The following is a 9,546-nucleotide window of genomic DNA, read 5'->3' as shown; positions in this document are numbered from 1 at the left end:
TCCCGCATCGGCGGCACCGTGCCGCGCGAAGGGCTGTGGCAGGCGCAGACGCCGCAGATGTTCCGCGTCGGCGTCCTGCGCCAGGCGCTGGAGGACGCGCTCGCCAGCGGCGCGGTCGTGACCGACGAGGCCAGCGCGATCGAGCGGCTCGGCCTGAAGCCGCGGCTGGTCAACGGCTCGCTGCGCAATTTCAAGGTGACCTATCCCGAGGACTTCGCGCTGGCCGAAGTCCTGCTCGGCGGCCCGTCCGCCACCGCTTCTTCTGGAGACCGATCGCGATGATGCCCTTCGATATCCGCGTGGGACAAGGCTACGACGTACACGCGCTGGTGCCGGGCCGCAAGCTCGTGCTCGGCGGCGTGGAGATTCCGCACGATCGCGGGCTGCTTGGCCATTCCGATGCCGACGCCTTGCTGCACGCGATCACCGACGCGTTGTTCGGTGCCGCGGGCCTGGGCGATATCGGCCGGCATTTCCCCGATACGGATCCCGCCTTTGCCGGCGCCGACAGCCGCGCGCTGCTGCGCGAGGCCGTGCGGCGCGTGCGCGAGGCGGGCTACGAAGTCGGCAATGTCGATGCGACGGTGATCGCGCAGGCGCCGAAACTGGCGCCGCATATCGGCGCGATGGTGGCCAATCTGGCCGAGGATCTAGGCATCGCGGTCGGCCGCTGCAACGTCAAGGCCAAGACCAACGAGAAGCTCGGCTTCGAGGGGCGTCAGGAAGGGATCGTCGCGCAGGCGGTAGTGCTGCTGTGGCGCGGCACCATCGTCGCGCCGCAGGACTGAGCGCGCAGCGGTGAGGGCCGTTACAGGCCCGGCTGCGGTGCGTCGGCTTCCTTCGGCTCGAGCACGTAGACGTAGTCGACCAGCCGCTCCAGCGGGCCCGAGCGCGCGCCGGCTTCGGTGCGCTTGACGAACCCCATCTGCTGGCACAAGCGGTTGGCCGCGTCCATTTCCGGCATGGTGCGCACCACCAGCGCCTGCGCGCCGATATCGCGTGCCCGCTCGATGCAGATCTGCATCAGCGTGCGCCCGAGGCCCAGGCCGCGCGCCTGCGGGCTGACCGACAGCAGGCGGGCTTCGGGCAGGGCCAGCGTCACCGTGCTGCCGTCCAGCGCCTGCAGCGTTGCGCCGGGGTGGCAGAACAGCACGGCGCCGCTGATGCCGTGGTCGGTCTCGGCGACCCACCATTCCATGTCCGACGTATTGGTCGCCAGCACCGAGCGCATGCCCTGCTGGAACGAGGCGCGGCAGTCCTCCATGATTTCCAGCTCGTACTGCGCATAGGCTTCCTGCGTGACCGCGGCGATCTGGCCCCAGTCGGAAGCGGTGGCGAGACGATAGTGGAAATGCGGCGAGGAGGGCGAGGGCAGTTGGCTCATGATGGTCCGCGAAGCAGAATCTGCCTCGATTGTAGGCCGGACCGTGCACAAATGCAGTCGGAGAAATGCGGACGCGCCGATACGGACGCGCCAGACGACAATGGCCGCCCGAGGGCGGCCATCGATGGCGCGATGATGGCGGGATACGCGTGCCGCGCGGATCGCGGCGGCGCTTACTCTGCCGAGATCACGTTGGCGGCCGCCGCCACCACCGCCGCGATGCGGCCGACATCGCGCAGCTGCTGCGAGGTCATGCCTTGCTCGTTCTTCAGCAGCTCATAGTGCGACTTGACGCAGAAGTGGCACTTGCCGACGATCGACGCGGCCAGCGCGTACATCTCGAAGCGGCGCTTGTCGACGCCGCCGTGGGTCGCATACGCGTTCATGCGCAGGCCGGCGGGCTGGCTGGCCAGATCCGGGTCGCCGGCCATCTCGACGTACGGATACCAGACATTGTTCATGCCCATCAGCGCGGCCGCGGTCAGCGCGCCGTTCAGTTCTTCGGGCGAAAGCACGCCGGCGTTGCGGATCGCGTCGACGATGATCTTGCTCTTGGCGGCGAAGGCGGCGGCCAGCGCGACGCCCACCGCATCGTTACCCTCCAGCGAGGAGCGTGCGATGGTGCCGTCCAGATTCAGGCGAATGTCCTTCGCATAGTCGGGAATGAGATTCTTGATCGTGTTGAGGAATTCCATCAAATTCTCCTATCGCTTTGGGCGGAAAAAACCCGCATGAGCGGGTTTCGGTGCGCACTGGGGCGCGGTTGCCGGCGGCGAACCCCCGGCAACATCGACATGGCGCGAATTACAGCGTCGCGCCGCCGACAGCGCGGTTGCACGGGCACAGCTCGTCGGTCTGCAGGCCGTCCAGAATGCGCAGGATTTCTTCCGGGTTACGGCCGACGTTCAGGTTGTTGACCGAAACGTGCTGGATCGTGTTGTCCGGGTCGACGATGAAGGTGGCGCGCAGCGCAACGCCGGCTTCCTTCTCGCGCACGCCCAGCTGGTCGACCAGCGAGCCGGTGGTATCGGCGAACTGCCACGAGTTCAGCTTGTTCAGGTCCTTGTGTTCACGGCGCCATGCCAGCTTGACGAACTCGTTGTCGGTCGAGCCGCCCAGCACGATCGCGTCGCGGTCGGCAAAGTCCTGGTTCAGCTTGGCGAAAGCCACGATTTCGGTCGGGCACACGAAGGTGAAGTCCTTCGGGTAGAAGTAGATGATTTTCCACTTGCCTTCGAACGACTTCTCGGTGATGTCTTCAAAGGCCGACTGGCCGTTTTCTTCGTGGGCGTTGAAACCCGGCTTGACACCGACGACGTGGAACGGTTCGAGCTTGTCACCAACGGTCTTCATGGACTTCTCCTGGATACGGTTGAACAGACGCGAGCGCGGCATCGCCAATGGCCATCGTCGAAGACGATGTTCTCGGGCCCCTGCGTATGCCACGCAACGAATGGGAAGTATGCAGCATCCTGCTCGGCACGGCTAATTGAAAATCTCAAAGAGGCCGATAGGCGAGGAGGGCTGCTAGCCTGTAGCCGTCGACGCCGCGAACCCGGGGACGACAGCAGCCCGCCTGGAGCATCGCGCCACCATACACCATCCTGATGACGGCGGCATGGCGACGAACCGAGCGGCTACGCGCGCCGGAAACACGCGCTGACCACCAGGCCGCTGCCCGGCGCGGGGCGATTGGTCAGCACCAGGCGGCCGCCGTTGCGCTGCATGATCCGGTTGACGATCGACATGCCCAGGCCCGCGCCCTTGGCCTCGCTGCGCGCGGCGTCGAGCCGATAGAAGGGCCGCGTCAGCAGCGGCAGCTGTTCGTCCGGCACGCCGTCGCCGCGATCGGCCACCACCAGCATCGCCTCCTTGTCATGGTTGCGCGTGGTGATCTCGACCTCGGCGATGCCGCTCTCCGGATGCTTGGCATAGCGGCGCGCGTTCTCGACCAGGTTGTCGAGGATGCGCTGGACCTCCATCCGGTTGGCCATCGCCATCACCGGCTCGGGCGCATGCACGCGGATGCGGATGTCGTCGTGCGCGGCATAGACATTGACCGCGTCGCGCACCAGCGACGACAGGTCGACCGGCTCGCTGCTCTCCTGCGCGGGGCGCGCGTAGTTCAGGAACTGGCCGATGATCGCGTCCATCTGTTCGATGTCGGCGATCATCGCCTCGCGCGTGGTGTCGTCGACCGGGGACATCTCGGTCTCCAGCCGCAGCCGGGTCAGCGGCGTGCGCAGATCGTGTGAGATGCCGGCCAGCATCACCACGCGGTCGTCGTCGAGCTGGCGCAGGTCCCGCACCATCTGGTTGAAGCTGTGGTTGGCCTGCGCAACCTCGCTGGCGCCGCGCTCGGGCAGCGGCGGGGGATCGCCCCCCGAACCGATCGCGCGGGCGGCATCGGCCAGCCGTTTGAGCGGCCGGTTGACCCGTGCGGTGATGAAGGCCGCGCCGAAGATCGACAGCAGCAGCGCCGCCACGGTCCACCACAGCCATTGCAGGCCCGGCACGCGTTCGAAGCGCTCCGGACTGATCGCCACCCAGTAGTCGTCGCCCTCGATCTCGAAGCTGACCCAGACGCCCGGAATGTCGTTGACGGTGGTCGCAATCACGGTATCGCCGCCCAGCCGGCTGCGGATTTCCTGCTGCACCAGCTGGGTCAGGAAAGGATTCGCGGTGGGGGTGGTGAAGTCGTCGTCGCGCTCGCGCGGATAGACCTTGATGCCTTCGTTCTGCACCAGGTCGAGCAGCAGGAAACGACGCCGCGCGGGGTCGGAGTAAAGCAGGGCCGCGCGCGTCAGCTTGACCACGCTGACCACCTGCATCGCGATCTGCTGCGCGCGCGGGGCGCGTTCGAACAGCCGGTAGCTCTGAAACCAGATGCCCAGCGAAATGGCCAGCAACAGCGCGATCAGCATGAAGGTCCGCCAGAACAGCGAACCGAAGAAACGCGTGGCCGTGCGGCGGATCACAGTCGCCACGATAACGGCCGGGACTTATTTCACGCCATCGGGAATGAAGACGTAGCCCAGCCCCCAGACGGTCTGGATGAAACGCGGATTGCCCGGATCGGGCTCGATCAGCTTGCGCAGGCGGGAGATCTGCACGTCGAGGCTGCGGTCGAACACTTCGTACTCGCGGCCGCGCGCCATCTCCATCAGCTTCTCGCGCGACAGCGGCTGGCGCGGATGGCGGGCAAACACCTTGAGCACCGAGAATTCGCCGGTAGTCAGCGTGATTTCCTCGTCGTTCTTGGTCAACGTGCGCGTGGCCAGGTTCAGCACGAAGTCGCCGAAGGCGAAGGTCTCGGGCGTTTCCGACGGGGCGCCGGGGACTTCGGCCGGGCCCTTGCGGCGCAGCACCGCGTGGATGCGCGCGATCAGCTCGCGCGGATTGAACGGCTTGGGCAGATAGTCGTCGGCGCCCATTTCCAGGCCGACGATGCGGTCCACGTCCTCGCCCTTGGCGGTCAGCATGATGATCGGCGTCTGATCGTTGGCGCCACGCAGGCGCCGGCAGATCGACAGACCGTCTTCGCCCGGCATCATCAGATCGAGGACGAGCAGGTCGAAACGCTCGCGCAGCCAGAGCTTGTTCATGGCAGTGGCGTTTTCCGCGACCAGCACGGTAAAGCCTTGCTCGCCGAGATAGCGGCGCAGCAGATCGCGGAGACGGGGGTCGTCGTCCACGACGAGAATCTTGTGGCTGGTATTTTCCATGGCGCTAATCTTAGCGAGTCTCGCTAGGGGTCAAAATGGCTTAACAAAAGGTTACATACTTTACCTTGCGGCTCGCCAAGTGCACAGCGGGCAGCGTTTACACTGCGCGCTGCCCGCAAAGGGCGATCGGTCAGCCTCGATCCGGGATGTCCTGGCGTCGTCCAGCGCAAGCCGGATCCGGGCATATCCCAGACCGCCATTATCAATGAAAGCGAAATCCACCCGGTCCGAACCGCGCCGCGCCTCCGGCGCCCGACGCCGTGTCGCCGGAGCCCTGCTTGCGCTGCTGCTGCCGTCGATGCTGCTGCATGCCGCGAGCGCGTCCGCGCAGTCGCCGGGACTCGGCGCGCTGCTGCAGGGACACGGGCGCCATCCGGGCCGGGGCGCGGAGGGTTATCCGGGTCATGCCCGGCAGGACCGCGAACGCCCATCGCCGCGCGAAAGCCGTGGCCGCGCCAACCGCCAGCGCGCCGAGCGCGAGGCCGGCGAGCGGCCGGGCCGCGGCGGCAAGCTGTCTGCCGACGAACGGCGCAAGCTGCGGCAAAGCCTTTACGACATCAGCCGGGAAATGTATCAGGGCAATTGATCACCGTAAGTGGTCGGCCATGCCAAAGGTTTGCTCCCCTCTCCCGCGTGCGGGAGAGGGGCGGGGGAGAGGGGAGTCTACAAACGGCGGCGGAAGCGACGGCCCCGCTCACCGCGGCTGGAAATGCCGCAGGAAATCGACAAACACCTCCGCCGCCAGCTGCGCGTCCTCGGCGGTGATCGTCTCCAGCGGGTTGTGGCTGATGCCGCCGTTGCCGCAGCGGACAAACAGCATCGCCACATCGGTGATCCGCTGCATCATCATCGCGTCGTGTCCGGCCCCGGAGGGCAGCTCGAAGGCCTGCAGTCCGCGCTTGGTCAGCACCGCCGCCAACTGCGCGCGCAACCACGGCGCGCACGGCGCGTTGTTGACCGGCGGCACCCGTTCCACCTCGGCCCGCACGCCGCGTCGCGCGGCGATCGCTTCGATGCCGGCGACGATATCGGCGATGGCCGCCTCGCGCACCGCGTCCTCGCCGGCGCGGATATCCATCGAGAAGTGGCACGCGGCCGGGATCACGTTGCTGGACCCGTTCGGCACCTGCAGCTGGCCCACCGTGCCGACCAGCGTCGGCGCCTTACCGCAGCGCGATTCGACCAGCAGCACCATCTCGGCCGCCGCGGCGGCGGCATCCTTGCGCATCGTCATCGGCGTGGTGCCGGCATGGCTGGCCAGCCCTTCGACGCGCACCTGGAAGCGGCTGCTGCCGGCGATCTGCGTGACGATGCCCAGCGGCAGGTCATGGTGCAACAGCACCGGTCCCTGTTCGATATGCACTTCGACGAAGCCCAGCAGCGTAGAAGGATCGACCGCGGCGGCGCGCAGCGCATCGGGATCGCCACGGCCCGGCAGGTCGGACTCGGCCAGCGCCTGCGCCAGCGTGATGCCGTCTGCGTCGGCGCGCGCGAGCAGGGCCGGGTCGAAGCGGCCCGCCAGCACGCTGCTGGCCAGGAAGCTGGTCTTGAAGCGCAGCCCTTCCTCCTCGGCGAAGCCCACCACGTCAAAGTGATAGGGCAGCCGGATGCCGGCTTCGTTCAGCGCGCCGACCACCGCGATCGGCAGCAGGATGCCCAGGCGCCCGTCATAGCGCCCGCCATTGCGCACCGTGTCGAAATGCGAGCCGGTCATCAGCACCTTCGCGTCGGAACCGGCCGACGGGTCGGCCTCGTAGCGGCCGATCACGTTGCCGATCGCATCGACGCGCACCTGCATGCCAGCCGCGCGCATGCGCTCGGCCAGCATGGCCGCGGCGGCGCGATGCGCCGGCGTCAGATAGGCGCAGGTCAGGCCGCCTTCCATATCGGAGAAGCGCGCCAGCGCATCGGCGGCATCGAGAATGAACTGGCCCAGGGAAGGAGAGGGGGAATGCATGTGCTGGCTCTTCGGTACGTCGATGGGAAGGAAAGTCATGCCGTCGCGGCGGACGGCACGCGTTCGCGTTGCAGCAGCGCCGCGGCCGCCGAGCCGCTGCGGGTCGCCGCTTCGATGGTGGCCGGGTAGGGGCCATGCCGGCTGTCGGCCGGCGCGTCGGTATAGTCGCCGGCCAGCGCCAGCCGCGGCACGCCGATATCGTTGCCGGGACGCGCGAGTCCCGGCACGCAGCGGAACGTGGCGAGCCGTTCGGCGATCACGAATTCGCCGCGCGCTTCCGCAAGGCCCGCGGCATCGGGAAGCAAGGGCGCCAGCTGCGTGGCGAGCTGCGCGCGCACGCGCCGCGCCAGTTCGCCCTGCGGCAGCGCGGCGGCATCGTCGGCCGCGCTGATCACCACCGACCAGACATTGTCGCGGCCCGCGTCGGCCGGCGCATGGGGTTCGGTGGACAGCGCGGCGCGATCGAAGACGAATTGCCCCGGCGCGGCGGCGCTGGCATCGAGCGCCAGGAACGGGCGCGGCAGCCGCAGCGCGCCCACGTTCAGATACAGCGTAACGATCGGCGCGTGGTCGAAGGCGTGCAGCGTGGCGGCGGCGGCCTGCAGCACGGCTTCATGCGAGCGGTGCCGGATCTGCGCCAGCAGGCGTGCCGCCTGCCGCGGCGCGGTGGCAATGACGAGCTGCGCCACCTGCTGCTCGCCCGCGCCTGTCCGCAGATGCCACCCGCGCGGGCCCTCGGCGATGGCCTGCACCGCGGCGCCGGTGCGGACCGTGCCGCCGGCGGCAACGATCGCCTGCGCGGCGGCCTCGGGAAACAGCCGGCTCAGGTCCCGGCGCGGCACCAGCATGTCGCTGTCGCTGCGCGCCGCCAGCAGGCTGTCGCGCAGCACGCGCCGAAACACGCGGGCGTCGGCCTGTTCGGCCGGCGTGTTCAGCGCCGCCACGCACAGCGGAAACCACAGCCGCTGCTGCAGCGTGGGCGGCATCTGTCCGAGCCAGGCGGCAACGGTCTGGTCAGCTATGCCGTCTTCGTCGATCTCATTTCCATCGTCGCCGGCGCGCAGCAGCGACAGTACCCGTGCCAACGCCTTGCGCTCGCGCCAGTCTAGGCCACGCGCGCTCAGGCCCATGCCGACGAGATGCCACGGTGCGGGCAGGCGCGGCGCCTGCAGGCGCCAGCCGTCGGCATAGGCCATTTGCAGCGGCAGCCGCAGCAGCGCGGCATCGGGATCGACGCCGGCGCGGCGCATCAGCGCGAGGGTATGGCGATAGGCGCCGAGCAGAAGATGCTGGCCGTTGTCGAGTTCGCCGGCGACCTGGGGATGGCGCCGGGCGACGCGGCGCGCGCGGCCGCCGAGCACCGGCGCGGCTTCGAACACATGGACCGTGCGGCCGGCCTGCGCCAGTTCGAGCGCCGCAGCCATGCCGGCCCAGCCGCCGCCAATGATCCCGACGGCGCCGACCGTGCCGCCGGCCTGTGGCGACGCGGCGTCGAGCGTGGCGGGACCCTGCGCCATCGCGGTGGTCAGCGGTTGCGTATCCACGTCTTCCATGCGATCCACAGCTTGCGCATGGGTGTCAGCGAGATGCGCTGGTTCAATACCTGGAAGCCGCTCGCCTCGATCTCGTCGAGCAGGGCGTGGTAGATCGCGCCCATCAGCAGGCCGGCGCGCTGCGCCCGGCGATCGGCATCGGGCAGCAGCGCCAGGGCCTCGCGGTAGAAGCCGCGCGCGCGTTCGGCGTGATATGCCATCAGCGCGACGAAGCGCGGCGAATGGCGGCCCTGCATGATGTCGGCCGCCGGCACCTCGAAGCGCTGCAGCACATTGACCGGCAGATAGATGCGGCCGCGCCGCGCGTCCTCGCCGACGTCGCGGATGATATTGACCAGCTGCAGCGAGCGCCCAAGCTTCTCGGCGAATTCCAGCGTGCGCGGGTCGCGGTAACCGAAGATGCGCGCGCTCATGGTGCCGACCACGCCGGCCACGCAGTGGCAATAGCGGTCGAGGCCGGCCTCATCCAGATAGCGCGTCTGCATCAGGTCCATCTCCATGCCTTCGAGCACCTCGGCCAGCATCGGCTGCGTCAGGCCGCAGGCGGCCAGATGCGGCTGCAGCGCCAGCGTGGTGGGATGGCTGGGCTCGCCGGCGAACAGGCGGTTCAACTCGCCGTGCCACCAGGCCAGCTGCTGCTGGGCGACGGTCAGATCCTGGGTCTCGTCGACGACGTCGTCGACTTCGCGGCACCAGGCATAGAGCGCGGTGATGGCACGCCGCCGTTCCGGAGGCAGGAACAGGAAGCTGTAGTAAAAGCTGGAGCCGCTCTGGGCGGCCTTGTCTTGACAATACTGGTCGGGCGTCACGCCGGTCTCGGGCTCGCTAGGGGGCTCAATGTCGGGTCCCAATGTCGGGCCGCAATGTCGGTCCGCAATGTCGGACCATAGCGGGCTTCGATCTGGGGCTCGACGTGGGACTCGATCT

At 68.3% G+C, this 9,546-nt stretch carries 11 protein-coding genes; 3 read left to right on the top strand and 8 right to left on the bottom strand.

The window, feature by feature from the left end; translation table 11 throughout:
• On the top strand, window positions 1-282 hold a 282-nt coding region (locus J5T34_RS08805; RefSeq protein WP_208579418.1), incomplete at its 5' end, for a 2-C-methyl-D-erythritol 4-phosphate cytidylyltransferase.
• The gene (gene ispF / locus J5T34_RS08800; RefSeq protein ID WP_208579417.1) at window positions 279-788 is read left to right on the top strand and encodes a 2-C-methyl-D-erythritol 2,4-cyclodiphosphate synthase; all 510 of its coding nucleotides are present in this window, start codon (window positions 279-281) and stop codon (window positions 786-788) included. The genes J5T34_RS08805 and ispF, both read left to right, overlap by 4 nt.
• A 20-nt stretch (window positions 789-808) precedes the next feature.
• Here the strand turns inward: ispF and J5T34_RS08795 are convergent, their stop codons facing one another.
• From J5T34_RS08795 to ompR, 5 genes are all read right to left on the bottom strand, one after another.
• Complete coding sequence (locus J5T34_RS08795) at window positions 809-1,384, bottom strand: GNAT family N-acetyltransferase (protein WP_174105623.1); 576 nt, start codon at window positions 1,382-1,384, stop codon at window positions 809-811.
• Between the two features lie 173 nt (window positions 1,385-1,557).
• On the bottom strand, window positions 1,558-2,079 hold the full coding sequence (locus J5T34_RS08790) for a carboxymuconolactone decarboxylase family protein (RefSeq protein WP_208579416.1): 522 nt from the start codon (window positions 2,077-2,079) through the stop codon (window positions 1,558-1,560).
• Window positions 2,080-2,188: 109 nt separating this feature from the next.
• The gene (locus J5T34_RS08785) at window positions 2,189-2,737 is read right to left on the bottom strand and encodes a peroxiredoxin (protein ID WP_174105621.1); all 549 of its coding nucleotides are present in this window, start codon (window positions 2,735-2,737) and stop codon (window positions 2,189-2,191) included.
• A gap of 284 nt (window positions 2,738-3,021) precedes the next feature.
• Window positions 3,022-4,371, bottom strand: coding sequence for an ATP-binding protein (locus tag J5T34_RS08780; RefSeq protein WP_208579415.1), 1,350 nt, complete (start codon window positions 4,369-4,371; stop codon window positions 3,022-3,024).
• Window positions 4,372-4,386: 15 nt separating this feature from the next.
• Window positions 4,387-5,109: an osmolarity response regulator transcription factor OmpR gene (gene ompR / locus J5T34_RS08775; protein WP_006576352.1), complete on the bottom strand. Its 723-nt coding sequence runs from the start codon at window positions 5,107-5,109 to the stop codon at window positions 4,387-4,389.
• A 205-nt stretch (window positions 5,110-5,314) separates the two neighbouring features.
• Between ompR and J5T34_RS08770 the strand changes: the two genes are divergently transcribed.
• Window positions 5,315-5,695, top strand: coding sequence for a hypothetical protein (locus tag J5T34_RS08770; RefSeq protein WP_208579414.1), 381 nt, complete (start codon window positions 5,315-5,317; stop codon window positions 5,693-5,695).
• A 108-nt stretch (window positions 5,696-5,803) separates the two neighbouring features.
• Here J5T34_RS08770 and J5T34_RS08765 read toward each other — a convergent pair whose 3' ends face one another.
• The 3 genes from J5T34_RS08765 to hpnD are packed head-to-tail and all read right to left on the bottom strand — an operon-like array spanning window position 5,804 to window position 9,428.
• Window positions 5,804-7,066 (bottom strand): Zn-dependent hydrolase, encoded by a 1,263-nt coding sequence (locus J5T34_RS08765; protein WP_208579424.1) that lies wholly within the window; start codon window positions 7,064-7,066, stop codon window positions 5,804-5,806.
• Window positions 7,067-7,101: 35 nt separating this feature from the next.
• Complete coding sequence (gene hpnE, locus J5T34_RS08760; protein ID WP_244258777.1) at window positions 7,102-8,619, bottom strand: hydroxysqualene dehydroxylase HpnE; 1,518 nt, start codon at window positions 8,617-8,619, stop codon at window positions 7,102-7,104.
• Window positions 8,592-9,428, bottom strand: a complete 837-nt coding sequence (gene hpnD, locus J5T34_RS08755; protein ID WP_208579413.1) for a presqualene diphosphate synthase HpnD — start codon at window positions 9,426-9,428, stop codon at window positions 8,592-8,594. Before hpnD ends, hpnE begins: the two co-directional genes overlap by 28 nt.
• Window positions 9,429-9,546: the final 118 nt, after the last annotated feature.

The organism is Cupriavidus gilardii (genome assembly GCF_017598945.1).
Taxonomy (GTDB): Bacteria; Pseudomonadota; Gammaproteobacteria; order Burkholderiales; family Burkholderiaceae; genus Cupriavidus; species Cupriavidus gilardii_E.
This window is presented reverse-complemented; position numbering and strand designations above follow the sequence as displayed.